The sequence below is a fragment of the Actinoplanes sp. CA-131856 genome (assembly GCF_050956135.1).
Lineage (GTDB): Bacteria > Actinomycetota > Actinomycetes > Mycobacteriales > Micromonosporaceae > Actinoplanes.
This window is the reverse complement of the sequence record NZ_CP191849.1, coordinates 689,458-714,958: the sequence shown is the minus strand read 5'-3', so window position 1 is coordinate 714,958 and position 25,501 is coordinate 689,458. Positions and strand designations below refer to the sequence as shown.

The following is a 25,501-nucleotide window of genomic DNA, read 5'->3' as shown; positions in this document are numbered from 1 at the left end:
TGGGAGGGCGGGGTGTCTCAGCTGAGGGCGTCGAAGAGCAGTTGCGGGGCGAAGCCGAGAGCCACGGCCACCAGCGACGCGGCGGCCACGACAAAGCCGACGGTGCGCGAGACGGGCAGACGCGGGTGTGTGGCCGCCTCCAGCAAGGCCGGGTCGGCGACCGAAATGCCCGGCGCCTCCGGCTTCGTGTAGAGCAGCGCCGACACCCTCACGTAGTAGGCCAGGCCGATCACCGCGTTCAGCGCCACCACCCCGGCCAGCCACCCGTGGTCGTTGTCGATCAGGGCGTCCACCACCGTGACCTTGGCGAACAGCCCGGCCAGGCCCGGCGGCAGGCCGGCCAGGCCGGCGAAGGCCAGCACCAATGCCGCGCCCAGCCACGGTGAGCGCCGGCCCGCCCCGCGATAGGCGAGCAGCGGTCCCCCGTCCGCACCCGGCGCCCGCAATGCCACCACCGCGCCGAAGGCGATCAACTCCAGGACCACGAAGAAGACCGAGTACGCCACCGCAGCCGCCACGCCCGCGTCGCCGAGGGCCAGCGCGGCCAGGATGTAGCCGGCCTGAGCGATCGAGGACCACGCCAGCAGCCGGACCATGCGGGTCTGCCGGAGGGCGACGAGGTTACCCACCGTCATCGTCAGCACGGCCAGGACGCCGGTGAGCGCGGCCGCGTCGACCCGGGCGACGATCGCGGCGAGGGCGAGGACGCCACCCAGCTTCGAGGCCGTCGACAGATAGGCGGCGACCGGCAGGGGCGCGCCCTCGTACGTCGCCGGGGCCCACGCGTGCAGGGGCACGGCCGCGACCTTGAAGGCCAGGCCGATGACGAGCAGGGCGACGCCGGCGTCGGCCACGGGTGCGAAGGGTCCGGTTCCGTCGACGAGGCGGTCGAGGTGCAGGGCGCCGGTGGCCGCGTAGTTGAGGGCCGCGCCGAGCAGGGCGATCGCCGTCGAGATGACGCTGATCAGGAAGAACGTGACCGAGGCGGAGGCCGAGGTGGTGCTGACCTTCTCGCCGGGGGCGATGCGGCGCAGGCCCACGAGCAGATAGAGCGGCAGGGTCAGCGTCTCCACGCCGACGATCAGCGTGATGAGGTCGCCGGCGTAGCCGACCACGACGCCGCCGGTCATCGAGCACGCGAGCAGGAAGCAGAACTCCCCCGCCGGCGCCGTTCCGAGGCGCAGCGACGGCACGGACAGCCCGAGCACGCCGACGGTCAGGCCGGCGAAGACGACGGCCGCCACCATGGCCAGTGGGCTCGGCACCCAGGAGCATGAGGACGCGGCGCAGAAGGTGCCCACCCGGGATCCGCCGACGACGATCGCGCCGGCCGCGGTGGCCACGCCGCCGGCCGCCAGCGCTCCGAAGATCGCGGCTCGGGAGGCGAAGAGCAGATCGGCCAGGAGTACGAGGACAGCGGTGCCCGCCGCGGCGTACAGCGGCAGCAGCGAGACGTGGTCCACAGCCTGCGCGGTCATGGGAGGGCCTCCGTCAGGGCTCGCATGGGTGCGCTCGTCGCGACCAGCACCAGGGCCGGCGCGAGCCCCACGGCCAGGGTCAGCGCGGCGAGCGGCGACCAGGCAAGCCATTCGGGGCCGGTGACGGCCGGCGAAACACGCGCGACCGAGGAGCCGGCGGGACCATGGGTCACTCGGCGGAGGAGCCGCAGGAAGTACGCCGCCGTGAGCGCGCCGCCGATCGCCGCGAGCACGGCCAGCGTCGTCCACAGGCCACCACCGCGTTCGACGGCGGCCACGACGGCGAAGGCCTCGCCCCAGAATCCGGCCAGGCCGGGCAGGCCCAGGGAGGCGATCGCGGCGAAGCCGAGCACGCCGGCCAGCCGGGGCGCCGTCTCGCGCAGGCCGCCGAGCTCGGACAGCTCGCCGGTGTGGGCCCGGTCCTTGATCGAACCGGCCAGGAAGAACAGCAGGCCGGTGATGAGACCGTGCGCCACGTTGCCGAGCAGCGCCGCCTGGAGGCCGGTCTCGCTCAGGGTGGCGATGCCGAGCAGCACGAAGCCCATGTGCCCGACGCTGGAGTAGGCGATCAGCCGTTTCAGCTCGGTCTGCCGCAGGCAGATGAGCGAGCCGGCCAGGATGGCGGCCACGGCCAGGATGCCCAGCACCGGCGCCGCCTTCTCGGCGCCGAGCGGGGCCACACCGACGCCGACCCGGATCAGGCCGTAGGTGCCCATCTTGAGCAGCACCCCGGCCAGGATCACCGAGCCCACAGTGGGGGCCTGGGTGTGCGCGTCGGGCAGCCACGTGTGCAGCGGCCAGAGCGGCGCCTTCACCGCGAACGCGATGGCCAGCAGGGTGAAGGCTGCGTACTGGGTGGTGCGGTCGAGCCCGGCGCCGCCGGCCAGCTCGGTCAGGTCGCCGGTGCCGGCCGACACCGCGACGGTGACGACGCCGAGCAGCAGGAACACCGAGCCGAAGAGCGTGTAGAGCACGAACTTGCGGGCCGCCCGGCGCCGGTCCTCGCCACCCCAGCCGGCGATCACGGCGTACATCGGAAGCAGCACGACCTCGAAGAACAGGAAGAACAGGATGAGGTCGAAGGAGAGGAAGGTGCCGGCTATGCCGGCTTCCAGCACCAACAGCAGGGCGGTCAGGGCACGGCCGGAGCTTTTTTGGATGTACGCCGTGCAGAGCACCGTGAGGAGGCCGGTCAGCGCGACGAGCGGGTAGGAGACGCCGTCGACGCCGAGGTGGAAGTCGAGGTGGAGCGCCGGGACCCAGGAGACGTCCACCTCGGTCCAGAGGCGCGACGCGGACGGGTTCGCCGTGTACTCCGTCCAGCCCTCGTTCCTCGCGAACGGCAGCAGGATGATCGGCAGAAGCGTGGCCGCGGCGAAGGCGGTGCCGACGATGCGGGCGGTGCGGTCCCGCAGGAGCGCCACCACGGCCGCGCCCAGTGCGGGCAGCGCGACGACGGCGACCAGGGCGACTTGGTAGATCGTCATGCGGCGGCTCCGAACCAGACGGCCACGGCGCCGAGCAGCAGGGCGCCGGCGAGGACGGCCACGGCGGCGGCCGGCAGAGGCACCCGGTGGGCCAGGGCCAGCGCCTTTCCGACGCCGGTGGTGCCGGTGCCGGCGCCTTCGACGGCCGCGTCCACCACCTTCTCGTCAGTGGCCTTGACGACTCCGGCGAGAGCGCGCACCGGACGTACCACCAAGCGGTCTTGAATGGTGTCGAGGTGGAAGCCGGAGGCGAACAGATGCCGGGCCGGGCCCAGCGCCGCCGCCGGATCGGCTCCGGGAACCGCCCGCCAGAGCCACCACGCCGCGCCCACACCGGCCGCCATCAGCAGCAACGGCAGGACGATGGCGACGCTCAGGTGCGGATCCTCCATCTCGAGGGCGGTCCGGAAGCCGGGCGCGTACGCCACGAGACCGAGCAGCGCGGCCGGGATGGCGAGGATCAGAATCGGCCAGCGCATCGCGCCCGGCGGATCGTGCGGCGTGGCCGGCGCCGTATAACGGGCATCGTCGAAGCCGATCTCCCAGTCCGGTCCGTCGGGGCCGTGTGCCCGCGAGATGCCGAAGAAGGCGCGGAGCAGGAGCCGGGTCGCGTACCAGGCGGTGACCAGGACGGCGAACAGCGCGGCCAGCCAGACCACCCAGCCGACCCACACCGGAGCCGTCCCGCCGCCCTCGGTGGCATGGGCGGCCGCGGTCAGCACGTTCTCCTTGGACCAGAAACCCGACAGCGGGGGTACGCCGGCGAGCGCGCCCAGACCCACGACGAACGACCAGAAGGTGACGGGCATGTGCTCACGCAGCCCGCCCATCCGGGAGAGATAGTTGGTGCCGACGGCATGGATCACTGCACCGGCCGCGAGGAAGAGCAGCGCCTTGAACGCGGCGTGGGTGAGCAGGTGGAACAGCGCGGCGGCGGGTGAGCCGACCGCGAGCGCGCCGGTCATGTAGCCGATCTGGCTGACGGTCGACCAGGCCAGGACCCGCTTCATGTCGTCCTGTGCGGTCGCGCTCAAGGCGCCGAGCAGGATGGTGATCGCGGCCATGACGCCGAGGGTGGCGAGCGCGGCCGGCGACTCGTCGTAGAGCGGGTAGAGCCGGAAGACGACGTACACCCCGGCGGCGACCATGGTGGCCGCGTGGATCAGGGCCGAGATCGGCGTGGGGCCGGCCATCGCGTCGGGCAGCCAGGTGTGCAGCGGGAACTGGGCGCTCTTGCCGGCCACCCCGGCCAGGATCAGCAGCAGGGCGGCGGTGAGAGTGCCGCTGGAGTAGTCGTGGGTGAGCAGATCGGCGATGCGGGAGGTGCCGGCGTCGGCGATCAGGATGGCCACGCCGAGCAGGAAGCCGACGTCGCCGACACGGGTGACCAGGAAGGCCTTGACGGCGGCGGCGGGCGCCTCGGGCAGGCGGCGGTCGTGGCCGATGAGAAGGTACGAGCAGGCGCCCATGACCTCCCAGCCGACGAGCACGCCGATCAGGTCGCCGGACGTGACGACCAGCAGCATGGCGCCGGTGAAGAGGCTGATCTGGGCCGCGTACGGGGCATAGCGGGGATCGTCGTGCAGATAGGCGACCGAGTAGATCTGCACGAAGAGGGCGACGGTGGCGACGGCGAGCGCGACGTAGAGAGCGGCCACGCCGGCGCTGAAGCCGATGGTGAGGTCGATGTCGCCGATGCTCACCCAGTGTGCGCTGGCGTCGATCGGCTTGTGCGCGAAGAGCAACAGGCCGAGGGTCACGAGGAGTGAGGCGGCGGCCCCGGCGATACCGAGCGTGGCGGCCGGGCGGCGCAGGTCGCCGTCGCTCGGGGGCCTGTCGCCCGGGGGCAGCAGCAGGCCGATCAGCCCCAGCAGCAGCGGCACGCCGGGAATCAAGGCGGCGATCACCCGGTCACCTGCTCTTCGTCCTCGTGCTCATGCAGCGCGACGTCGTCGAGCACGACGGCGCGGCGCAGCCGGTAGTACTGCAACACGATGGCCAGGCCGACACCGACCTCGGCGGCCGCGATGACGATGATGAAGAGCGCGAAGATCGCGCCGGCCTTCGGCTCGGCCGCGGGATAGGCCCAGGCCTCCGGTTGTACGCCGGAGAGCGTCGACTTGATCGACGCATCGGCCGCCACCAGGATGAGATTGACGGCGTTGAGCATGAGCTCGACGGCCATCAGCACGAGGATCGCGTTGCGCCGGCGCAGCACGCCGTAGACCCCGAGCCCGAAGAGCAGAGCGGCGATGACATACGGGATGACGGCGTGCATCAGGCGTCATCCCCCTTCGGCAGCTCCCGCTGTTCCGGCTCGCCGTGTGGGGCGGCGTCCTTTGTCGGCAGCTCGCGCGGCGGGGGTGCCGGCAGGGCTGGTTGCTCCTCGTCGGGGATGGGCTCGCCGACGGTGTTCTCCACCCGGCGCGGGCCGGTGTCGGGCGGGGGCGGATCTTCGCCGCCGAGCGTCGGGCCGGCCTCGCGGGCACGGAAGACGACGTCGCGGGCCTGCTCCCGGAGCAGCTCGTCGCGGGTCATCTCGGACGGGTCGCGGCGCTCCGCGGTTTTCGTGTCCACGCCCGTGACGGCGACGCCCTCGGCGGCCCCGTTATCGGCGGCGGCGGCCTGGTTGGCCGCGGCGACCTCGGCCGCGTGCTGGGCGCGGACGCGGGCCTGGGCGGCGGCCTGACGGGCGGCGATCCGCTCCAGGCGGGCGACCACCTCGGGCGACTCGTCGATCGGGCTGGGCGGCGGCCCCACCTCGGCGGTGTCCGCGCCGGGGCGGGCGCCGATGTCGGGGCGGGAGAGGACGATGGCGCCGACCAGGGCGGCCAGCAGCAGGATCGAGAGCACCTCGAACGGCAGCACCCAGGCGCCGAAGATCTGCTCACCGACCCGGCGGCCGGTGCCCGGCGGGGGCAGCTCGTAGCGGGTCCAGCGGAAGGCGTCCATGAGCAGCACGGACAGCCCGATGCCGACGCCGGCCCCGATCAAAGCGGCCGGCCCGGCCGGACGGTCCAGGTCGGGCGACGGCCCGATCGGAGCCCGGGTGAGCATCACGGCGAACAAGAGCAGGACGACAACAGCGCCGACGTAGACGAGGACCTGGACCCAGGCGACGAGCTCGGCGCCGAGCACCAGGTAGAGGCCGGCGATCGCGCCCAGGCTGACGACCAGATAGAGACCGGCCCGGACCAGATGGGTGCTGGTGACGACGAGGGCGCCCGATCCGACCGCGATCACGCCGAGAGCCAGCATCAGCGCGTCCGCGACGGTCACTGCTCCGGCTCCGTCGGGGTGGGCTGCCGCGCGGCGGGCCCGCCGGTCCGGCGTACGGAAGGCCTGGCGGTCTTGGCGGCAGTGGCCGCACCCGGACCCGCGGCCTTGCGCTCCGCCGTCGCCTCTTCTTTCGAAGGCTCGCCGAGCACGTCGTGGGCCGGCGGCGGAGGCACAGTGCGCATCCACTCGCCCAGCCGGTCCTTGTCGTGCAGCAGATCGAGGACGTCGACCTCGGCGTACTCGAACTCGGGCGTCCAATGCAGCGCGTCGAACGGGCAGACCTCGATGCAGATGCCGCAGTACATGCACAGCGAGAAGTCGATGTCGAACCGGTCGAGCACATTGCGCTGACGCGCGCGGGCGGCCCCCGGGACGACGACCTCTTCCTTGTGCGAGTCGATGTAGATGCACCAGTCCGGGCACTCACGCGCACAGAGCATGCAGACGGTGCAGTTCTCCTCGAGAAGAGCGATCACGCCGCGGCTGCGAGGCGGCAGATCGGGCTCGACATCGGGGTACTGCTGAGTGGTGGACCGCTTGGTCATCGTCTTGAGCGTGACCGCGAGCCCTTGGACCAGACCCTTGCCGGGCGTGCCGCGCTCCCCGTCGTCACTCACAAAGAGACATCCTGCCCCGTCCGGCCGAGTGACGCGAGCACACCCCCGCCAGATCTTCCAGTACGGTGCGTCCAATGACCGCCACGACGAGCGATCTCGAGAATTTCCCGGTCGACAACATCCGCCGCGAACTGTTCAACGGCAGGCTGCACACGTCCTCGTCGTTCCCGTGCGGTCACCAAGCCCTGACGGTGTCGCTCGGCGTCGCCCTGACCAGGAATTGCCCCCGCCATCTCTTCGTCACCCACGCCAACGAAGTCGAGTTGGATCCCCACAACGTGTTCATCCCCGATCTGATGACGGTCGACTTCGAGGCGACACGCTCCGGAGCCGGCAAGTTCCCCGCCGCCGAGGTGACCCTCGTCGCCGAGATCGTCTCGCCGGGCACCCAGGGCATCGACCGGGCGACGAAGCCGGCCGCCTACGCCCGGGCCGGGATCCCCCACTTCTGGTTGATCGAAACCCTGAACGGCCTGGAAGTCACCACCTTCGAGCTGAAACCGGAAACCCAGAGCTACGAGGAGACCGGTGTCTTCTCGGGCGACGACACCATACGTGTCGGGCGGCCTTGGGCCATCGAGATCCCGCTGGCCAGCGTCCGCCCGCGCAATCTCTAGATGAGGGACGTCGAGATCAAGGCCGCTCGAGCGGCTCGCTCCGCGCTATCTCTGAGTTCCGCGCTATCTCTGAGTTACGTGAAGACCTTGACGGTCGCGGTCAAGACCAGCTGGGCCAGGGAGAGCGGGACCAGGACCAGCCAGCAGAGGCGTTGCAGCTGGTCCTCGCGCAAGCGGGGGTAACTCACGCGCAGCCAGATGATGACGAACGAGACGGCGAAGATCTTTACCAGGGTCCACAGCCAGCCGAGCTGGTCTTCGAAGGGGCCGTGCCAGCCGCCGAGGAACAGGACCGTGGTCAGGGCGGCGATCACGACGATGCCCACGTACTCGGCCAGCAGGAAGAACGCGAAGCGCAAGCCCGTGTATTCGGTCATGTAGCCGAAGACCAGTTCCGAGTCGGCGATCGGCATGTCGAACGGTGGGCGGCGGATCTCGGCCAGGCCGGCGATGAAGAAGACGATCGCGGCCGGGGCCTGCCAGAGCAGCCACCAGGGGCGCCACGCCTCGACGATGCCGGGCAGGCTCAGCGTGCCGGCGGCCATCGCGACGCTCGCCGCCGCCAGCACCAGCGGGAGCTCGTAGCCGAGCAGCTGAGCCGCGCCTCGCAGGCCGCCGAGCAGGCTGTATTTGTTGGCCGAGGCCCACGCCGACATCAGCACGGCGACCACGCCCACGCCCAGCACGGCCAGGACGAAGAACAGACCCACGTCCAGGGCCTGGGCGACGAGACCGCCGGGTCCGAGCGGGATGACGAGCAGGACCAGAAGGTACGGGAACAGGGCAACCAGCGGCGCGAGGCGGAAGACCCGCCGGTCGGCGTCGCGGGGTGTGATGTCCTCCTTCTGGACGAACTTCACCCCGTCGGCGACCAGCTGCGCCCAGCCGTGGTAGCCGCCCGCGTACATCGGGCCGAGCCGGCCCTGCATGTGGGCCATCACCTTGTGCTCGGTCTGGCCGACGACGAGCGGCAGCACGAGGAAGCCGACCACGACGGCCAGCACCCTGATGGTGAGATCGAGCCACAGTGGCATCAGGCTTGGGGTCCCCACTCGCCGGGGGCGGGCACGCCTGGTGGTCGCATGGGCGCGCGCTTGCCGTGGCCGGCCTCGGACTCGCCCGGCTCCTTCGCCCCCGGCCAGGCCTTGGCGACGCGGGAAGCCAGCACGAACTCCTTGCGCAGCGGATGGCCCTCGAAGCCGGGCGGCAGCAGCAGCGGGCGCATGTCGGGGTGGCGGGCGAAGGTGATGCCGAACATCTCGTGCGTCTCGCGCTCGTGCCAGTCGGCCCCGGCGAACAGCTCGGTCACCGACTCGATGACCGGCTCGTCGCGGGGCACGAGGGTACGCAGCAGCAACGCGTGCCGGCGGCGTGTCGAGTAGAGGTGGGCGACGACGCGGAACCCGTCGGCGCCCTCGTCGACGGCCGACAGCCAGTCGAAGAAGTCGCAGCCGAGGGCGCCGTTGTGCTTGGCCGTGCCGACCGTCTCCCACCACCGGGCGACGGGCACGTCGAGGACGGCCCGCTCGTGGCCGGGGCCGCCGCCGGAGAGGCCGGCGACGATCTCGCCCGGAGGCGCGTCCGGGGAGTCGTCGGTCAGGAGCGCGACCAGGCGCTCGCCGACCTCTTCAGGCGTCATGGCGTCATCTTATGGGGGCTTTTACAACCCCGGCAGTCGCCCGTTGCGGAACACGTCCACGAAGTCCTGATGATCTTCCCGCGCCTGGTCGCCGTAGCGATGGGCGAACTCGACCAGGTGACGTACGAAACCGGCCTCGTCCTTGTCGATCTCGGCCACGATGGCCTCCTCGGTGGAGAAGTCGACGAGATCGTGGCTGGACTCGTCGTCGGCCACCGAGTGCATGCGGGCGACGGCCCGGCCCAGGTCGGACAGGACGCCGGTGAGCTCCTCGGGTTCGTTGACGTCGGCCCAGTCGAGGTCGGCCGCGTACGGCGACACCTCGGCCACGAGCTGCCCGACACCGTCCAGCGTGGTGTAGCCGACCCACGGGTCGGCGTGCGCCTGCAGGGCGTGCTGCGACTCGGCCGTACGGTGGCCCTGGTGCTGGAAATAGGCGCGGACCCGCTCGTCGTCGATCCAGCGGGCGACGGCCGGCACCTGGGCCTGCTTCATGTAGATGATCACGTCGTTCTCGAGGGCCTGGGTGTGCCCTTCGAGCAGCAGGTTGTAGCTGGGCAGCCCGGCCGACCCGATGCCGACGCCCTTGCGCAGCTTGATGTCCTTGATGTGGGTGGCCACCGGCCGGGTCGCCTGCGGCAGCGTGGTCAGATAGTGCTCGAAGGCCTCGGTGACCGCGGCGTCGGTGGCCTCGTCGGTCTCGTAGACGCCGTCGAGCAGCGCGAACCGCCGCTCGTAGTCGTCGATGACGGTCTGGCCGCTGAGCAGGTCGACCCGCGTGTTGAGGCGCGCCTCCTGCAGCACCCGCCGGAGCACGCCGTCCGCGTTGTCCAGGGTGATGGAGCCGATGGCGTCGTCACCGCCGGCCGCGATGGCCCGCAACTCGGTCAGATAGGCGCGCGCGAACACCGTGACCAGGGCGGTGATGTTGTCGTCGGACAGGGCCTTCTGATATCCGATGAGCGCCACGCTGGCCGCGAAGCGCTTCAAATCCCAGGAGAACGGCCCGACGTACGCCTCGTCGAAGTCGTTGACGTTGAACACGAGCTGCCCGGACGAGTTCATGTAGGTGCCGAAGTTCTCGGCGTGCAGGTCGCCGTGGATCCAGACCCGGCTGGTGCGCTCGTCGAGGAAACTGTCGTCCGCGAAGCCGCCGGACAGGTCGGCGTAGAAGAGCGAGGCGCTGCCCCGGTAGAACGCGAACGGGGACGCGGCCATCTTGCGGAACTTGCGCCGGAAGGCGGCCGGATCGACAGCTATCAACCCGCCGAATTCCCTGCTCAGGACTCTGATGATGAAGTCCGCGCGGTGCTCAGTCATACCTGCGGAGACTAGTCCCCGCTTGCACCCTGCGGGGTCACGATCGGAGCGCTGAGTGACGAGACATCCCGCCTGCCCGCGAGCGGGTCGGGCCGCGACACCCCACCGGGCCCGGCCTGCTCGGCCGCGATCTTCTCCTGCAACCGCAGAATGCCGTGCAGCAGCGCCTCGGGCCGCGGCGGGCACCCCGGCACGTAGACGTCGACCGGGATCAGCTGGTCGACACCCTTGGTGACCGAATATGAGTCCCAGTAGGGCCCACCGCAGTTGGCGCACGAGCCGAACGAGATCACGTATTTGGGCTCGGGCATCTGGTCGTAGAGCCGCTTGATGGCCGGCGCCATCTTGTCGGTGACCGTCCCCGACACGACCATGAGGTCGGCCTGCCGGGGCCCGTGGGCGAACGGGATGACCCCCATGCGCATGAAGTCGTGCCGGCTCATGCTGGACGCGATGAACTCGATCGCACAGCACGCGAGCCCGAAGTTGAACACCCAGAGCGAATAGCGCCGCCCCCAGTTCAGCACGAACTTGATGGGATCCCCGACAACACCTGGCAGACCGGACACAGCCTCAACCTACTCCCTGCTCGGTGCCGCCCGGCCGCTGGAGCAGGCTCAGGAAGCCGGTCAGCAGCGCCTCACGCAGGGCGGGCGGCGCCACGTTGAGCAACGAGTTGACCGCGGCCATCTTGGTGAAGTCGCCGCCACCGAGCCCCATGGTCTCGGCCAGCCCGGCGATGAGGTCGGGCGTGACCATCTCGGGCGTGAGCGCGCCGGCCGCCTCGAGCATCGGCGCGGGCAGCACCACGGGCCCGGCGGCCCGGGCCGCGGCAACGGCGCCGGCCAGGTCGCCGACGAAATCGGGCGCCGTCGCGCGCACCGAGGCCGTCACGGTCAGATGGATCGTGGGCGGCATGTCGGCGAAGGCCATCTGCGGCTGGGTGTGCCACCCCCGCGCGGCCAGCTCGTCGGCGAGCACGAAGAGATCGACCCCGCCGCCCTCGGAGGTCAGGCAGACGACGCTGGTCTCGGGTGGGGCGAACAGCCGCAGGCCGGGGGTGGCCCTCACCGCGTCGGCCAGCAGGGTGACGGACTCGCGGGTCTGGGTGGCGAGCTCCAGATAGCCCGCGTCGCCGATGTGGCGCAGGGTGGCCAGGGCGGCCGCGATCGGGCCGCCCGAGCGGGTGGACGAGATGATCGGGTTGATCATCGTGTAGCCGGGCCAGCCCGCATATGCGAAGTACTGCGGCAGCCGCAACGCCTCGTCGCGATGGAGCAGTATCGACACGCCCTTCGGCGCGTACGCGTATTTGTGCAGGTCGACCGAGATGCTCGTGACGCCCGGCACCGAGAGGTCGAAGGGCGGCAGGTCGGCACCCAGGCGTCGCAGGTAGGGCAGCACCCAGCCGCCGAAGCACGCGTCGACATGGAAGCGCACGCCACGCTCGGCGCAGACGGCCGCGATCTCCGGGATCGGATCGACGACGCCGTGCGCATAGGACGGAGCGGACGCGGCGACCAGCACGGTGTCGGGGCCGATGGCCGCGGCCAGGGCGGCCGGGTCGGCCCGGAGGTCGTCGCCGACCGGGACGACGTCGAGGGCCACGCGCAGGTAGTGCGCCGCCTTGGCGAAGGCGGCGTGCGCGGTGGACGGGATCACCAGGCGCGGGCTCGCCAGGTCGGGGCGGGAGTCGCGGGCCGCTTTCACCGCGAGGATCAGCGACTCGGTGCCGCCGCTGGTGACGCTGCCGACCGTCCGCTCGTCGCCGCCGAGCAGGCCGGCCGCGGCGCCGACCAAGGCGTTTTCCATGGCGAGCAGCGACGGGAACGCGGTGGGGTCGAGGCCGTTGACATGCGCGGAGACGGCATACGCGGCGCGGGCCAGGTCGTCGAGGCCGTCGAGGGCCGGGTCGTAGACATAGGCGAACAGACGGCCGCCGTGTGTCGGCAGATCGGCCGACCGCAGCTGCTGGAGCTCGGCGAGGATCTGGTCACCTGGAACGCCCTTGTCGGGCAGCGCCTCGAACATGCCGCCGACGGTAGTCCACGGGCCTCTCGGCGATAAGCGACCAAAGGATCGGCCCGACCCCTACCAAAGTATCTACCGCTCGATGTCCCGGTAGGCGCCTAATAGCGGGACCGCGACGGCGACCAGCAAGGCCGGCACCACGGTGAAACCTAGCAGCACGCCCAGCCGGGCGGTGTCGTCCTGCGGGGCGGCCTCGCCCGTCGACGACGACACATATCCGAAGACCTGGAGGACCAATGCGAAAAGCCCCGGCCCCAGCGCGAGGCCCAGCGTCTCACCCGCCGTCCAGAGGCCCGTGAAGACGCCGGCCTGCCTCTTCCCGGTCCGCTCGGTGTCGTGGGCGATGCAGTCCGGCAGCATGGCCATCGCGAAGACCTGCTGCCCGGCATAACCCACGCCGATCACCGCGACGATCAGATAGATCGGCACCGGCGGCAGCACCGGCGCGGCGAGCAGCACGAGCGCGCCGGCCGCGAAGAGCAGCGATCCGGCCACCAGCGAACGCTGCTTGCCGTAACGGCGGCCCGCGCGCGTCCACAGTGGCATGACGAGCAGGGCCGGCCCGACGAAGGCGGCAAACAGGAAGGTGGCGCCCGACTCCCGGTTCACGACGTGGTCGGCGAAGTACTGCACGCCAGCCAGCATGGTTCCGATCCCGACGGCCTGGATCACCCAGCAGAGCAGCAGCGCGCGGAAGGGGCGGTTCGCCGCCGCGACGCGCAGCTGGGTCCGCAGGTCGGGCTCGGCCGCCGGCGCGGTGCGGGTGGCGGCGCCGCGCGTACCGAAATAGACGCCCAGCGTGCCCACGACGATGAGGAGGCCGACGAAGATGCCCGACCACCGATGGCCCGTCAAGCCGCCGCCGGTCTGCTCGACGACCAGCGGGGCCAGCGCGCCGGAGATCAGGATGGCCAGCGCCAGGACGGCGACGCGCCAGGTCATGAGCCGGGTCCGCTCGCCGTAGCCGTCGGTCAGCTCGGCCGGCATGGCGACGTAGGGCACCTGGAAGAAGGCATACGCCGTGGCGGCCACCAGGAAGGCGATGGCGACGTACGCGCCGGCGGCGGCCCCGTCGCTGAACGGGCCGGCGAAGATCGCGGCGAAGAGCACGCCCAGGAGCAGGCCCGCCACGAGCAGGAAGGGCCGGCGGTCGCCGCTGCGGTCGGAGATCCGGCCGGCGACCGGGTTGACCAGCACGTCCCACGCCTTCGGCAGCAGGACGAGCAGGCCGGCGACGCCAGCCGCCACACCTAACGTATCCGTCAGATAGGGCAGGAGGAGCAAACCCGGCACGGTGCCGAACGCGCCGGTCACCAGCGAACCCACCGAATATCCGGCTAAAACACGACGAGGCAGCGCGGGCGCCGGCCGTACGTCGGGAGAGGGACCCGCAGTCGTCATGAACGCGGATGGTAACCATGATCACGCGCTTGGCTCTACGCTTCGCGAAATGAAACGGGTTCCTGCGGGGGTCGCCGCCAGCCATCCCGCGACCGCGGAGGCCGGGCTGCGAATCCTGCGCGAGGGAGGCACGGCGGCCGACGCGGCGGTCGCGGCCGTTCTCGCCTGCTGCGTGGCCGAGACCATCTACACCGGGCTGGGCGGGGGCGGGTTCGCCACCTACTTCGACGCGGCCACCGGCGAGGTCACCTGCCTCGACTTCTTCGTCGCGGTGCCGGGCACCGACGGCGACCGGGAGGCCGGGCCGATGCTCGCGGTCGACGTGTTCTTCGGCGGGATGCCGCAGGTCTATTCGATCGGCGGGGCGAGCGTCGCGGTTCCGGGAGTGCCGGCCGGCTGCGGTGAGGTGCACCGGCGCTGGGGGCGGCTGCCGTGGGCCGACGTGGTGGCGCCGGCGACGGCGATCGCGCACAGCGGGGTGGCGGTGCCGGCGGCGCACGCGCAGACGCTCGACGCCTGTGCGCCGGCGCTGGCCTGGGGTGAGGGCGCCGACGTCTACACGCCGGGTGGGCGGCGGCTGCAGGGCGGTGACCTGCTGCGCCATGAAGGGCTCGGCACGGCGATGGAGAACCTCGCGGCGGCCGGGCCGGAGATCTTCTACACGGGTGAGTACGCGGAGCTCATGGTCGACACGGTCCGGGCGGCCAACGGCAGTCTGGGGTTGCGGGACCTGGCCGACTACCGGGTGCTGGAGACGCCGGTCGACCACGCGATGCTGGCGGGGCATCGGGTGCGGGCGCGCCACGATCTCAATCGGACGGTCGACACGATCGCCGGGCTGCCGGACGATCTGAGCCTGCCGGGGCGGGCCGTCGGGGTCGCCACGGCGCTGCGGGACCAGGGGCGGCAGAAGATCGGTGACACCACGAACGTGTCGGTGGTGGACGCCGACGGGAACGCCTGTGTCATCACCACCACGTTGGGGCTCGGGTCGGGCGTCTGGCTGCCGGGGCTGGGCATCAACCTGAACTCGATGCTGGGCGAGGGCGAGCTGATCACCAGCGATCTGGCGCCGGGGCGGCGGATGTCGTCGAACATGTGCCCGCTCGTGGTGATCGACCCGGAGGGTGACCTGGCGGTCGCGGCCGGGTCGGCCGGGGCGTCGCGGATCAGGACGGCGCTGATCACCACGTTGCTCGGGGTGCTGGTCGACGGTCTCGACATGGGCGGGGCGATCGGGCGGTCGCGGTTCCACGTGGTCGACGACACCGTGCACGCGGAGCCCGGGTGCCGGCGGGACGAGCTGGCCGCGCTGGCCGGGGCGGGCTTCCAGATCAGGCAGTGGCCGGACAAGAACCACTACTTCGGCGGTGTGACCGCCGTGGGTCAGGCCGGCGCCTCCGGCGATCCCCGCCGCGATGGCGTCGGCCTGCTCCTCTGAGCGCGACGGCGGGTCACATCGTGCGGGCGGCGATGGACTTGGCGTCGTCGGCGGTCTCCTGGATGGCGACGTTCAAGGGGGTGGCGGTCAGGCCGAAGGTGCGCTCGGTCAGGGAGCTGTCCAGGTGGAAGGGGGCGTAGAACTGGTAGTCCATCTCGGCCAGTTCGCGGCTCATGGGGTGGACCAGGCCGGCCGTGCGCATCATGAAGCGGGGCATCTTGCGCAAGGTCAGGTGGGGCTTGCCGGTCAGGGTGCAGTAGCGGTCGGCCAGCTCGTTGATGGTGATGGCGGGGTTGGTCGGCGTGTGCCAGGCGCTGCCCCACGCGCGTGAGTCGGCGGCCAACGTGACCATGGTGCGGGCCATGTCGCCGGTGTAGGTGAAGCTGTGCGGCATGGTCGGGTCGCCGGGGACCCAGACCGACCGGCTGCCCTTCTCGATCGCGGGGAACAGGACCGCCGAGAAGACGCCGACCGCGCCCGCGCCGATGTAGTCGGAGCCGCGCACCTCGACCGTGCGGACGCCGCTGGCCAGGGCGTCCTGCCACATCTTGATGCGGACCTTCCCCTTGCGGCCGACGGCGGCCATCGGGGTGCTCTCGTTCATGTGGCCGCCGGGCTGGGGGCCGTAGACGTAGAGGTTGCCGGTGATGACGTACACCGCGTCGTTGGCCTTGGAGGCGGCGATCATCGCGCCGTTCATCGGGAACCAGAGCTTCTCCCACTCTGTGTACTTCGGGTTCGCGCAGTTGTAGAGCGCCTGCGCGCCCTCGGTCAGCTCCGTCAGCCGGCGGGCGTCGGAGGCGTCCGCGGCGACCCGCTCGATCAGCGGATGCGACGGGCCGCTGCCGCTGCGGGTCACCATCGTGACGCTCTCGCCGCGGTCGGCGAGCAGGCGGGCGACGGAGGAGCCGATCGGGCCGGAACCGACGATCACGTGCGAAGCCATGGGGTGTTCTCCTTTGCGAGCAGTGCTCTCTGACAGGACCAACGATGACACGAGCACTGAGCAAAAGCAAGAGCGCTGCTCTCGTTATGGCACACTGGTCTGCATGAGCGCCTCAGGAGTACGCGCCCGGGTGCGGGCCGAGATGACCGAAGAGATCAAGGCGGTGGCGAAACGTCACCTGGTCACGGACGGTGCGAACCTCTCCCTGCGCGCGGTCGCGCGGGACATGGGCATGGCCTCGTCAGCGGTCTACCGCTACTTCGCGAGCCGCGACGAACTCCTGACGGCGCTGATCATCGACGCCTACAACGCGGTGGGCGAGACGGCCGAGCGCGCGGCCGCCGCGCCGACCGGCGATCTCGACCGCTTCTTAGGTGCGAGTCATGCCGTACGGGACTGGGCGCTGGCCAATCCGCACGAATGGGCCCTGATCTACGGCAGCCCGGTGCCCGGATATGAGGCGCCGCAGGACACCATCGGCCCCGCGACCAGGGTGATCCTGCTGATCGCGGCCATCGTGCGGGACGCCTATCTGGCCGGCCGGGTGGCCGAGCGCGAGCCGATCACCGGCGGGTTCGCCGACGAGCTGGGACGGGTCGCCGAGGAGTACACCCCGGGGGCGCCGCCCCGCCTGGTGGCCGCCGCGCTGTCGTCCTTCCTGCACCTGGGCGGGGCGATCAGCGCCGAGCTGTTCGGCCAGCTCAAGAACTCGGTCGACGAGGACCGCCGCGGCTTCTTCGACTACCAGATGCGCGGCGAGGCCGACCGCATCGGCCTCACCTGACGGCCCTCAGCACATGCCCGCCCGGTGTTGAGGGCGGGACGTCCGGCCGATCGAAATAGGCGGCCGCGAGCTGGGACGGCCCGAGGTCGGTGATCGCCGCGAAGCCGAGCCCGGTCAGCTCGGCCGCGATCTCCGGCGGCTCGAAGTACGTCAGCCACGGCTCCCCCAGCCGGGCGACCCGCGACGCCCGCGCCTCGAGCTGCTCACGCCTCTCCGGCGGCATGGTCGCCGGCGACTGCGCGTAGTCGAAGACGACCTCGTTGCCCTCACGCTCCGCGATGAACCTCAGGGTTTCCCGGCAACTCTCCCGGGTCAGATAGGGCACCACGCCCAGCCACAGGAAGAACGCCGGCCCGTCCAACTCGAGCCTCAACGACTCGCGCTCGAAGTCCACGCCCCGATACGTCACCGACGGCGGTACCGCGATGCCCGCGGCGGCCAGCCGCTCCCGCTTCCACCCCTGGGTGTCCGGGTGGTCGACCTCGGTCACTCTGAGTTCGGCGTACGGGTTGCGGTAGGCGAACGTGTCGAGGCCGGCACCGAGCACCACGAGGTGGCGGACACCCCTTTCGACGGCGGCCGCGAGCGCGTCCTCGGCGAAGCGGTGGCGGGCCGCGATGAACACCCGCATGGCCCGGCGCGGGGCGTCGGCCAGCAACTCCTCCTTCGGGAGCCCCAGGAGGCGTACGGCCAAATCGTCTTTGAAGATCTTGCCGTGCTCCAGGACCTGGTGAGCCGCGCGGTAGCGGGCCGCGCTCATGGCCGTACGACTCGGCTCTCCGGTCCTCATGACGGCAGCCAGCTGGCGAGGGCCATGTTCACGTGGTCACCCTTGAGGGGGACACCCTCGGAGAGCAGACGCTGACGCGCCTCCCGCTCGTGGCCCGGCGGCATGCGGCCCGCGCTGTTCACCACCCGATGCCACGGGACCCCGCCGCCGTGCCGGGCCATGATGCTGCCGACCTGGCGGGCCGAGTTACGGCCGGAGAGATCGGCGAGCACGTCGGCGATCGCGCCGTACGACATCACGCGGCCCTCGGGGATCCGCTCGACGAGTGAAAGCACCTCTTCGACGTACTCCTGCGGTGTCACTCGGGCCACGATATGGGATCTCGGGCAGGTTCCGGGCGCCCCTCCGAGCAGAATTGGCCGGGTGCGCGAAGAAGTGACCGATGCTCGGCGGATCGTGGTCAAGGTGGGCTCGTCCTCGTTGACCACGGCCTCGGGCGGTATCGATGAGCAGCGCGTCGACGCGCTGGTCGACGCGCTCGGCGGTCTGGCCGCCGGCGGGCGCGAAGTGGTGCTGGTGTCCAGCGGAGCGATCGCGGCCGGGCTCGCCCCGCTGCGGCTGCGCCGGCGACCACGCGACCTCGCGACCCAGCAGGCGGCCGCCTCGGTCGGTCAGGGCCTGCTGATCGGGCGGTACACGGCCGGCTTCGCGCGGCACGGGCTGACGGTCGGCCAGATCCTGCTCACCGTCGACGACGTGACCCGCCGCGCGCACTACCGCAACGCCTATCGCACGCTGCGCAAACTGCTCGACCTGGGCGCCCTGCCGATCGTGAACGAGAACGACACGGTCGCCACCGAGGAGATCCGCTTCGGCGACAACGACCGGCTCGCCGCGCTGGTGGCGGCCCTGGTCGACGCCGACCTTCTGGTGCTGCTCTCCGATGTGGACGCGCTCTACACCGGCAGCCCCTCCGACCCTCGATCTCGCAAGATTTCGTACGTCGGTGACGAGTCCGATCTCGAGGGCATCAGCATCGCCGTCCCCGGCAAGTCGGGAGTGGGCACGGGCGGCATGGTGACCAAGGTCGAGGCGGCCCGGATAGCCACCGGATTCGGCATCCCGGTCGTGCTCACGTCCGCCCCGCAGGCCGGCGCGGTGCTGGCCGGCGACGAGGTCGGCACGCTGTTCCGGGCGGCGGCGCACCGGCCGGCGGCCCGGCTCTTCTGGCTGGCCCACGCCACCGCGCCGCGCGGCCGGCTCCACCTCGACCCGGGCGCGGTGGCCGCGGTGGTGGCGCGCCGCAAATCACTGCTGCCGGCCGGCATCACGGCGGTCGACGGCTCGTTCGCCGCCGGTGACCCGGTCGACCTGGTCGACGCCGGATCGGGCGCCCCGGTCGCCCGCGGGCTGGTCAACTACGACGCCGTCGAACTGCCGGCGCTGCTGGGACGCTCCACCCCCGAGTTGGCCGCGGCGCTCGGGCCAGGCTATGAACGTGAAGTAGTCCACCGCGACGACCTCGTACTCCTCTGAGAGGGCCACCATGAGCACCGTCTTGCAGCAGGCCGCCGACGCACGGGTGGCCTCGATCGACCTGGCCGCGGCGACACGGGCCGAGAAGGACCGCGCCCTCCTGCTGATGGCGGACCGCCTGGAGGAGAACAGCGGCGACATCGTCGCGGCCAACGAGGTGGACGTACGGAACGGGCGCGCGGCCTCGCTCTCCGACGCGATGATCGACCGGCTGACGCTGACGCCGGCCCGCGTGAAGGCGATGGCCGACGGACTGCGCGAGCTGGCGGCGCTGCCCGACCCGGTGGGCGACGTGGTGCGCGGCTCGACACTGGCCAACGGTCTCGAATTGCGCCAGGTGCGGGTGCCGTTCGGCGTGGTCGGCATCGTCTACGAGGGCCGGCCCAACGTGACGGCCGACGCGGCCGGCATCTGCCTGAAATCGGGAAACGCGGTGCTGCTGCGCGGATCCGGCTCGGCGCTCAGCTCGAACGCGGCGATCGTGGCGGTGCTGCGCAAGGCGGTGGCCGACACCGGTTTGCCGGCCGACACGATCCAGCTGCTCGACGCCACGACCCGCGACTCGGTGAAGGAGCTGATGCGGGCCCGCGGCCTGGTCGACGTCCTGATCCCGCGCGGCGGCGCCTCGCTGATCAAGGCGGTGGTCGAGGAATCGACGGTGCCGGTGATCGAGACGGGCGTGGGCAACTGCCATGTGTACGTCGATGAGGCAGCCGACCTGGAAAAGGCGCTCGCGGTGGCGCTGAACTCGAAGACGCAGCGCCTGTCGGTGTGCAACACGGCGGAGTCGCTGCTGGTGCACAGCGAGATCGCGGACCGCTTCCTGCCGCTGGTCCTGGCCGAACTGGCCGACGCGGGGGTGACGGTGCACGGCGACGCGAGGGTGTCGTCCTACGACGAGAACGTGGTGGCGGCGACCGAAGAGGACTGGGGAACGGAATATCTGTCGGCCGACATCTCGGTCGGCGTGGTGGACTCGCTCGACGACGCGCTGGAGCACATCCGCCGCTACGGCACCGGCCACACCGAGGCGATCATCAGCGAGTCGCTGGCGGCCACCCGCCGCTTCGCGGCCCGCGTCGACGCCGCCGCCGTCATGATCAACGCGTCGACCCGTTTCACCGACGGCGGCGAGTTCGGCTTCGGCGCCGAGATCGGCATCAGCACGCAGAAACTGCACGCACGCGGCCCGATGGGTCTGCCCGAGCTGACCTCGACGAAGTACATCGTCACGGGCAACGGCCACACGAGGTAGTCAGGCGCTGGCTCCTCAACCGACATTTCCGGATTTTTCCGGAGTGGACGGTTTCGCGGCCCTAGCTACCTCGCGGACATGTTCGGCTCGACCGACGCCGTGGAGGTTTCGGGCTTGGCGGACTTTTCCGGCTTTTTAGGCATGATCGAGGAGGAAGGTGCCGACGGCGGCGTTGAGGGCGCCGGCACCGATGGCGGCGACGGCCGTGACGACGCCGCGGGCAACGACGGCCGGGACGACGCCGGCCGGGACGACGCCGGCCGGGACGACGCTGCGGGCGACGACGGCCGGGACGACGCTGCGGGCGACGACGGCCGGGACGACGCTGCGGGCGACGACGGCCGGGACGACGCTGCGGGCGACGACGCCTGCGGTGAAGGCGACGGCTGCGGCGAGTTGGAGGGATCCGGCGAGCTGGAAGGCTCGGGACCAGAAGGCTCCTGGCTGGACGGCTCCGGGCTGGCGGGCTCCGGGCTGGCGGGCTCCGGGCTGGCGGGCTCCGGGCTGGCGGGCTCCGGGCTGGCGGGCTCCGGGCTGGCGGGCTCCGGGCTGGCGGGCGCTGTCGGTTTGTCCACCGTGGTCGGCGCGCCGGCTACGGGCACGGGTGTGCCCACGCTCGGCGAGGATGTCCAGCTCTTCCCGGCGACGGCGACGATTTCGTACGACCAGAGGCCGGCCCCGACGTGACGGTCGGTGCAACTGCTCTTCGTCACCAGACCGCGGCAGCTGCCGGCCGCGCTGACTGTGCGTCCGGTCGACCGATCGACGCGTGTCACCCGATAGCCGCGGATCGGTACCCCTGTCGTGGTCGGCCAGTCGACCTTCACCCGGGAGCCGCGCACCTCCGCCACCGGCGATCCGGGCCGGGGCAGTTCGGCCGCCCGCGCCATGGCCGCACCGTCGGCGGTCGCGTCCCAGTTGGCCCAAGCCGCCGCCGGGCTGGACAGCACCGTGAGCGCTATCAAGCCGCCAACCACGGACCGTGACAATCTCATCGGAATCTCCCGGGAACGGGCCGGCGGCGAGGAGCGCTCCTCGCCGCCGGAGCCGGATCAGCTGGCGTTGCTGGCCGCGGTGACGGCGACCGGAATGCTGAAGGTCGCGCCCTGGCAGCCGTTCTCCGAGTTGTTGATCATGCGAACAGCGTCGGTCAGCTTGAAGGTCTTGGTCTGACCGGCCTTGAGGTCCAGCTCGAGGCCGGAGAGAACACCGTTGGTGCCGACCGGGCCGTTGCTGAAGTCACCGAAGTAGACGCCGGTGTTGTTGCACGTGCTGCCGGCGACCGGGGTCGCCGCGACGCCGTCCGACGGGGTCCAAGCGATCTTGCTGATGCGGACCGGGTACTTGTTCGGGTTCTGGACCTCGATGTACGCGTCGCCGGTGGCGCCGGGGTACAGCGAGGCGTCGGTCGTGGCCTGGGTGACCACGACGTTCGTGCCGGTCTCGGCCTTGGCGTAGGCCTTGCCCGTGGTGTTGGCGTCCCAGGCGGCGTACGAAACTCCGACCACACCCACAGCGGCGATGGCGGTGCCGGCGACGACGGCGCGCTTGACAGACTTACGCATTGTGGCGTTCCTCCACTGAAAGGAAGGCGCCGGTTTCGCCACTGACTCCCCGCCGGACTGGAGCGACCATCTTCATCGCCCAGCGGATCTTCGCCTCGCCTCGGCCCTCGCTGGGCCTGCCATCACTATGCCGGTTCTGTCCGGGACAGCCCATAAGCCGTTATTACGGAGCGTGATGTCGGTTGGGTAGCGGGACGGTAGCCGAGCAGGCACATTGGGGTGCAGCTTGGTTGCCGCACTTGACGCTATGTCCGGCCTGTGCGGGCGCTGAGAGTTCTACCGGCAGGCGCGGAGCACGGTCAGGGTGGTGTTCACGTCGAAGATCGGGCCCTCGGCGCTGTCCCAGCCACCGTCGGTGCGCTGGGTCTCGCCGAGCCGCTTGCGGACGCTCTGCAACAGCCAGTCGTCGCCCAGGTTCATCCGGCGCAGGGCGGCCGCCATCGAGGCGATGTCGGCCGGTGACATCTCCGGCAAGCGGTCGCCCAGCACCAGCTGGAGGCGGGCCGACTCGTAGAAGTACTGCTGGCCGTGCAGCAAGCCGGCCGCGTGCCAGCCGGCGGCCAGGAAGGACGGCCACGTGCCGTCCGGCCGCAGCTGGACGACCACCCAGCGGGCCGCGGCGGCCAGCGCCGAGCCGTACCGGGCGGGGACGTCGAGATGAGGGTGGGCCTCGAACTCGGCCACGGTCATCCAGAAGCCGGCCAGGGCGGTCAGATAGAGGGTCGCCTCGGGATCGCCGGGCATCGCCCAGGCCGGCGCCTCGCCGGCCAGCGACTCGTCCTCCTGCCAGGTGCCGTCCTGGCGTTGCACGGTGGCCAGCCAGGCCAGCGCGCGGTCGACCGGCTCGCCGTGCAGGCCGCCGAGGTCGTCGAGCTCGTTGAGGCGGAACGCGGTGGCGTCGATCGAGGGTGTCGAGGCGTCGGCCGCCGCGGGCCAGCCCCCGCTCTCGGTCTGCCCGGCGACGATGCGCTCGATCACCTGCGGGTCGGGGCGCTGCCCGGTGCGCAGGTAGGACAGGCGCGCTCGCTCCACCGGGTCCCCGTGTGCCACGACATACCCGATGGCGGCGTCGATATCTACCACTCCCGTGACGCTACAACCACGGGATGCGTTCCGCTGTGCCGTCTCGACAGGTAATCACGCTGGGGAATCGATGGACGACTCCCCAGCGTGACACCCGATGGCGTATCAGTACGACGGCTGTGACGGGTCGACGGTGTTGACCCACGACACGATGCCGCCCTGGACGTGCACGGCGTCCTTGAAGCCGGCCGCCTTGATCGCGGCCAGCGCCTCGGCCGAGCGCACACCCGACTTGCAGTGCAGCACGATCTGCCGGTCCTGCGGGAAGCGGGACAGCGCCTCGCCGGACAGGATCTCGCCCTTGGGGATCAGGACCGAGCCCGGGATCCGGTTGATCTCGTACTCGGCGGGCTCGCGCACGTCGACCAGGAACACGTCCTTGCCGGCGTCCTGCCAGTCCTTCAGCTCACGGGCGGTGATCGTGGCGTCGAGCGTGGCCTCCTGGGCCTCGTCCGAGACGGCGCCGCAGAAGTCCTCGTAGTCCTCGAGCAGGTCGGTGACCGTGGGGTTGTCCCCGCAGAGCGCGCAGTTCGGGTCCTTGCGGACCTTGATCTTGCGGTATTCCATCTCGAGGGCGTCGTAGACCATCAGCTTGCCGACCAGCGGCTCACCGATGCCGGTGATCAGCTTGATGGCCTCGTTGACCTGGATCGAGCCGATCGACGCGCACAGCACGCCGAGGACGCCGCCCTCGGCGCAGCTCGGCACCATGCCGGGCGGCGGGGGCTCCGGGTAGAGGCAGCGGTAGCAGGGACCGTGCTCCTCCCAGAAGACCGAGGCCTGGCCGTCGAAACGATAGATCGAGCCCCAGACGTACGGCTTGCCGAGCAGCACCGCGGCGTCGTTGACCATGTAACGCGTCGCGAAGTTGTCGGTGCCGTCGACGATCAGGTCGTACTGGCTGAAGATCTCCTTGACGTTGTCGACGTCGAGCGCGGTGTTGTGGATGACCACGTTCACCAGCGGGTTGATCTCCCGAATGCTCGCCGCGGCGGACTCGGCCTTGGGCCGGCCCACGTCGGAGACGCCGTGAATGACCTGGCGCTGCAGGTTGGACTCGTCGACCGTGTCGAAGTCGACGATGCCCAGCGTGCCCACGCCGGCGGCGGCCAGGTAGAGCAGCGCCGGCGAGCCGAGACCGCCCGCGCCGACGACCAGGACCTTGGCGTTCTTCAGCCGCTTCTGACCGTCCATCCCGACATCCGGGATGATCAGGTGCCGCGAGTAACGGCGGATCTCATCGATCGACAGCTCTGCGGCCGGCTCGACGAGCGGGGGCAGTGCCACGTTAACTCCCCGGGTTGACGGTAAGGATCGGGACCCATTGTCGCTCGTGGCCGCCGGTGACGGCCATGACAATCACCACCGGCCCGACATGCGGGATGCGGGAATTTTAGATGGCCGGCCCGGTGAAGATCTTGCCGTTGCGCGTGGGCCACGCGTAGGCCGTACACCCTCGCAAGGTCAATGTCTGTTGCACCATGACCGGTGCCGGTCCGCCGGCCTTGGGGCAGTTCTGGTGGTGATGTCCGAGCTCGTGGCCGACCTCGTGGTTGATGACGTACTGCCGATAGACGCCGAGGGAGACCTTGGCCTTGAGGTACGGCGGCGCCGACAACCGCCAGCGATCGAGGTTGATGATGGCGCGCCCGGTCGTGCGGCACGACGTGTAAGGGACGCCGCCGACGCGGATGTTGGTGCCGCCCTGGAGGCACATCTTGCCGGCGGTGTCGCGAGTGGCCAGGAAGACCGTGAAGTCGGCCTTCTCGGCGCCCGGCACCAGCTGGAGCCGCAGCTGGCCGGTGCCGGTCCAGCTGCGCTTGTCACCCAGCGTCCCGGCCACGGCGGCCGCGAACTCGTTCACGTTCTCGCCGCTCCCCCGCTCGACGGCCACCTTGAAGCGGCGCAGCGGCCCCTTCGTCCCGATCACCGGGCCGCGCGTGGCGGCGTACGTGAAAACGCCCGGACCGTGCGTGGGCGGCGGGGTGGCTTTCGTCGGCGCCGGCTTGGTGGTCGCTTCGATCAAAGGCGCCGGCGAGGAGTACGTCGGTGAGGGCGACACGACGGGCGCCGACGAGGAGTACGTCGGTGAGGGCGACACGACGGGCGCCGACGAGACCGAGGGCGCGGCCGAAGCCGGGTTGCCCTGCTCGATGCGCCGGCCCACCGCGAAGCCCGCGCCGACCACGATGACCAGGGCGAAGACCACAAGCCACCAGCGCCGCCACCGATCGGGACGGTCTGTTCGCGGGGCCGGTGCTTCGTCGATCATCGTCCGTCAGCCTCGCACAC

At 70.9% G+C, this 25,501-nt stretch carries 24 protein-coding genes and 1 pseudogene; 6 read left to right on the top strand and 19 right to left on the bottom strand.

From position 1 onward, the window contains the following. Positions 1–17: 17 nt before the first annotated feature. From ACQP2X_RS03400 to ACQP2X_RS03375, 6 genes and pseudogenes are all read right to left on the bottom strand, one after another. Positions 18–1,478, bottom strand: coding sequence for an NADH-quinone oxidoreductase subunit N (locus ACQP2X_RS03400; RefSeq protein WP_498694292.1), 1,461 nt, complete (start codon positions 1,476–1,478; stop codon positions 18–20). Further along, positions 1,475–2,965: a complex I subunit 4 family protein gene (locus ACQP2X_RS03395; protein WP_498694291.1), complete on the bottom strand. Its 1,491-nt coding sequence runs from the start codon at positions 2,963–2,965 to the stop codon at positions 1,475–1,477. The genes ACQP2X_RS03400 and ACQP2X_RS03395 overlap by 4 nt, the downstream gene beginning before the upstream one ends. After that, complete coding sequence (locus ACQP2X_RS03390; RefSeq protein ID WP_498694290.1) at positions 2,962–4,872, bottom strand: NADH-quinone oxidoreductase subunit 5 family protein; 1,911 nt, start codon at positions 4,870–4,872, stop codon at positions 2,962–2,964. Before ACQP2X_RS03390 ends, ACQP2X_RS03395 begins: the two co-directional genes overlap by 4 nt. Beyond that, a complete protein-coding gene (nuoK, locus tag ACQP2X_RS03385) occupies positions 4,869–5,243 on the bottom strand; it encodes an NADH-quinone oxidoreductase subunit NuoK (protein ID WP_498694289.1) in 375 nt (124 codons plus the stop codon). Before nuoK ends, ACQP2X_RS03390 begins: the two co-directional genes overlap by 4 nt. A 470-nt stretch (positions 5,244–5,713) precedes the next feature. Beyond that, positions 5,714–6,244, bottom strand: a pseudogene (locus ACQP2X_RS03380) (NADH-quinone oxidoreductase subunit J family protein); the annotation flags it as partial. After that, positions 6,241–6,861: a NuoI/complex I 23 kDa subunit family protein gene (locus ACQP2X_RS03375; RefSeq protein WP_498694288.1), complete on the bottom strand. Its 621-nt coding sequence runs from the start codon at positions 6,859–6,861 to the stop codon at positions 6,241–6,243. The pseudogene ACQP2X_RS03380 and the gene ACQP2X_RS03375, both read right to left, overlap by 4 nt. A 74-nt stretch (positions 6,862–6,935) precedes the next feature. On the opposite strand from ACQP2X_RS03375, the gene ACQP2X_RS03370 reads away from it, so the two are divergent. Next, a complete protein-coding gene (locus ACQP2X_RS03370; RefSeq protein WP_498694286.1) occupies positions 6,936–7,478 on the top strand; it encodes a Uma2 family endonuclease in 543 nt (180 codons plus the stop codon). A gap of 74 nt (positions 7,479–7,552) precedes the next feature. Here the strand turns inward: ACQP2X_RS03370 and nuoH are convergent, their stop codons facing one another. From nuoH to ACQP2X_RS03340, 6 genes are all read right to left on the bottom strand, one after another. Further along, positions 7,553–8,512, bottom strand: coding sequence for an NADH-quinone oxidoreductase subunit NuoH (gene nuoH, locus ACQP2X_RS03365; protein WP_498694284.1), 960 nt, complete (start codon positions 8,510–8,512; stop codon positions 7,553–7,555). Then, a complete protein-coding gene (locus tag ACQP2X_RS03360) occupies positions 8,512–9,117 on the bottom strand; it encodes an NADH-quinone oxidoreductase subunit C (protein ID WP_498694282.1) in 606 nt (201 codons plus the stop codon). Before ACQP2X_RS03360 ends, nuoH begins: the two co-directional genes overlap by 1 nt. A gap of 21 nt (positions 9,118–9,138) precedes the next feature. Next, entirely contained in the window at positions 9,139–10,437 is a 1,299-nt protein-coding gene (locus tag ACQP2X_RS03355) for a DUF2252 domain-containing protein (RefSeq protein WP_498694281.1), read from the bottom strand. A gap of 11 nt (positions 10,438–10,448) precedes the next feature. Continuing rightward, the gene (locus ACQP2X_RS03350; protein WP_498700786.1) at positions 10,449–10,997 is read right to left on the bottom strand and encodes an NADH-quinone oxidoreductase subunit B; all 549 of its coding nucleotides are present in this window, start codon (positions 10,995–10,997) and stop codon (positions 10,449–10,451) included. A 13-nt stretch (positions 10,998–11,010) separates the two neighbouring features. Next, positions 11,011–12,468 carry a pyridoxal phosphate-dependent decarboxylase family protein gene (locus ACQP2X_RS03345; protein ID WP_498694280.1) on the bottom strand — a complete coding sequence of 486 codons (1,458 nt, stop codon included), beginning with the start codon at positions 12,466–12,468 and terminating at the stop codon, positions 11,011–11,013. A gap of 72 nt (positions 12,469–12,540) precedes the next feature. Further along, positions 12,541–13,869, bottom strand: a complete 1,329-nt coding sequence (locus ACQP2X_RS03340) for an MFS transporter (protein WP_498694279.1) — start codon at positions 13,867–13,869, stop codon at positions 12,541–12,543. Between the two features lie 49 nt (positions 13,870–13,918). Between ACQP2X_RS03340 and ACQP2X_RS03335 the strand changes: the two genes are divergently transcribed. Next, positions 13,919–15,310, top strand: a complete 1,392-nt coding sequence (locus ACQP2X_RS03335; RefSeq protein ID WP_498694278.1) for a gamma-glutamyltransferase — start codon at positions 13,919–13,921, stop codon at positions 15,308–15,310. A 13-nt stretch (positions 15,311–15,323) separates the two neighbouring features. Here the strand turns inward: ACQP2X_RS03335 and ACQP2X_RS03330 are convergent, their stop codons facing one another. Beyond that, on the bottom strand, positions 15,324–16,256 hold the full coding sequence (locus tag ACQP2X_RS03330; protein WP_498694277.1) for an NAD-dependent epimerase/dehydratase family protein: 933 nt from the start codon (positions 16,254–16,256) through the stop codon (positions 15,324–15,326). Positions 16,257–16,359: 103 nt separating this feature from the next. Here ACQP2X_RS03330 and ACQP2X_RS03325 point away from each other — a divergent pair, with 103 nt between their 5' ends. Further along, positions 16,360–17,040: a TetR/AcrR family transcriptional regulator gene (locus ACQP2X_RS03325; protein WP_498694276.1), complete on the top strand. Its 681-nt coding sequence runs from the start codon at positions 16,360–16,362 to the stop codon at positions 17,038–17,040. On the opposite strand, the gene ACQP2X_RS03320 is transcribed toward ACQP2X_RS03325, so the two are convergent. Continuing rightward, positions 17,033–17,830: a class I SAM-dependent methyltransferase gene (locus tag ACQP2X_RS03320; RefSeq protein WP_498694274.1), complete on the bottom strand. Its 798-nt coding sequence runs from the start codon at positions 17,828–17,830 to the stop codon at positions 17,033–17,035. The genes ACQP2X_RS03325 and ACQP2X_RS03320 overlap by 8 nt on opposite strands. Beyond that, complete coding sequence (locus ACQP2X_RS03315) at positions 17,827–18,132, bottom strand: MGMT family protein (RefSeq protein WP_498694273.1); 306 nt, start codon at positions 18,130–18,132, stop codon at positions 17,827–17,829. Before ACQP2X_RS03315 ends, ACQP2X_RS03320 begins: the two co-directional genes overlap by 4 nt. Positions 18,133–18,193: 61 nt before the next feature. Here ACQP2X_RS03315 and proB point away from each other — a divergent pair, with 61 nt between their 5' ends. The 3 genes from proB (at position 18,194) to ACQP2X_RS03300 (ending at position 21,248) form a co-directional block, all read left to right on the top strand. Then, positions 18,194–19,306, top strand: a complete 1,113-nt coding sequence (gene proB / locus ACQP2X_RS03310) for a glutamate 5-kinase (RefSeq protein ID WP_498694272.1) — start codon at positions 18,194–18,196, stop codon at positions 19,304–19,306. A gap of 10 nt (positions 19,307–19,316) precedes the next feature. Beyond that, positions 19,317–20,561, top strand: coding sequence for a glutamate-5-semialdehyde dehydrogenase (locus ACQP2X_RS03305; protein ID WP_498694270.1), 1,245 nt, complete (start codon positions 19,317–19,319; stop codon positions 20,559–20,561). Positions 20,562–20,639: 78 nt separating this feature from the next. Next, the gene (locus ACQP2X_RS03300) at positions 20,640–21,248 is read left to right on the top strand and encodes a hypothetical protein (protein WP_498694268.1); all 609 of its coding nucleotides are present in this window, start codon (positions 20,640–20,642) and stop codon (positions 21,246–21,248) included. A 365-nt stretch (positions 21,249–21,613) separates the two neighbouring features. On the opposite strand, the gene ACQP2X_RS03295 is transcribed toward ACQP2X_RS03300, so the two are convergent. The 4 genes from ACQP2X_RS03295 to ACQP2X_RS03280 form a co-directional block, all read right to left on the bottom strand. Beyond that, positions 21,614–22,126, bottom strand: a complete 513-nt coding sequence (locus ACQP2X_RS03295) for a hypothetical protein (RefSeq protein WP_498694267.1) — start codon at positions 22,124–22,126, stop codon at positions 21,614–21,616. 276 nt (positions 22,127–22,402) lie between these two features. After that, complete coding sequence (locus tag ACQP2X_RS03290) at positions 22,403–23,209, bottom strand: prenyltransferase/squalene oxidase repeat-containing protein (protein WP_498694266.1); 807 nt, start codon at positions 23,207–23,209, stop codon at positions 22,403–22,405. A 105-nt stretch (positions 23,210–23,314) separates the two neighbouring features. Beyond that, positions 23,315–24,496, bottom strand: coding sequence for an adenylyltransferase/sulfurtransferase MoeZ (moeZ, locus tag ACQP2X_RS03285; RefSeq protein ID WP_498694264.1), 1,182 nt, complete (start codon positions 24,494–24,496; stop codon positions 23,315–23,317). Between the two features lie 106 nt (positions 24,497–24,602). Further along, positions 24,603–25,481, bottom strand: a complete 879-nt coding sequence (locus ACQP2X_RS03280; protein ID WP_498694262.1) for a DUF3152 domain-containing protein — start codon at positions 25,479–25,481, stop codon at positions 24,603–24,605. Positions 25,482–25,501: the final 20 nt, after the last annotated feature.